This window comes from Vibrio sp. 03_296, assembly GCF_002265885.1.
The window spans coordinates 1-899 of the sequence record NZ_NPKW01000203.1 but is presented as its reverse complement, the minus strand read 5'-3'; the positions used below and the strand labels follow the sequence as shown (position 1 = coordinate 899).

The following is an 899-nucleotide window of genomic DNA, read 5'->3' as shown; positions in this document are numbered from 1 at the left end:
TCACTGTCTGGCATGCAGGTAAGAATCGAAGCGGCCACATCACCATCTGGCACTGCGAAAACACGAACACCCATGCGTTGCATCTCCGCGATCACCTCACTCATCGATCGAGGTTTAGCAAGGGTAATCACCACCAAGGTATCAAGCTTTTTTCCAAGCGCTTGTGCGATGTTCTCGAGGTTTTCTTTTAGTGGCTTGTTAAGATCGATCACCCCTTTTGCTCCAGGGCCGACCACCAGTTTTTCCATGTACATATCTGGTGCTTTTAAAAAGCTCCCTTTTTCACCAGCAGCCAATACCGCAAGAGCGTTTGATTGGCCCATCGCGGTCATGCGGCGTCCCTTCGATTTGGACTCGACCGCGATATCCACTTCATCCCCACCTAGGCCAACACTTTCGCCAATGTAAAGCATCGGGGCATCATCGATTTCACCTTCACCAATAACAATTTCACCACTGATGTCAGTTTTATTCAGCAGGGTGCGCATGRCTTCTACAGCAGCGCCATCCGCCGCGTTCTTGTCACCACGGCCTAGCCATTTATAACCCGCTAGAGCTGCGCCTTCTGTGACGCGGAAAGGCCRTCGCTAATCGCGTTTCATGTTGTCTCCAAAAAGTGTTAAATCGAAGGAAGAGTAAAATTGGCGCGATTCTRGCACAAAATGTAGGGRAACGTTAGCTAAATTCAGTTTGAAGGCGAAAATCGAGGTGCGAGGTGCGAGGTGCGAGGTGCGAGGTGCGAGAGGCCCAAGGCATAAGCGCTCTTAGGGCCTCGTATTTGGTGTCTAGGGTTTTCCCTAGAAGCGGAGAATTACTCGACGTCTTCCATCTTGCCAAGAAGCGCGCGAATGCGTTCTTGCCATTGAGCATGCTCTTGTTGAGTTTGCTGTGCTTTTTGC

Annotated in this window: 1 protein-coding gene and 1 pseudogene; both read right to left on the bottom strand. The window is 50.5% G+C overall.

What is annotated here, in order from left to right:
* Positions 1–602, bottom strand: a pseudogene (glpX, locus tag CIK04_RS23375) (class II fructose-bisphosphatase); the annotation flags it as partial.
* 209 nt (positions 603–811) lie between these two features.
* Positions 812–899: cell division protein ZapB (gene zapB / locus CIK04_RS23370; protein ID WP_369597164.1), on the bottom strand; the 88-nt coding region annotated here is incomplete at its 5' end.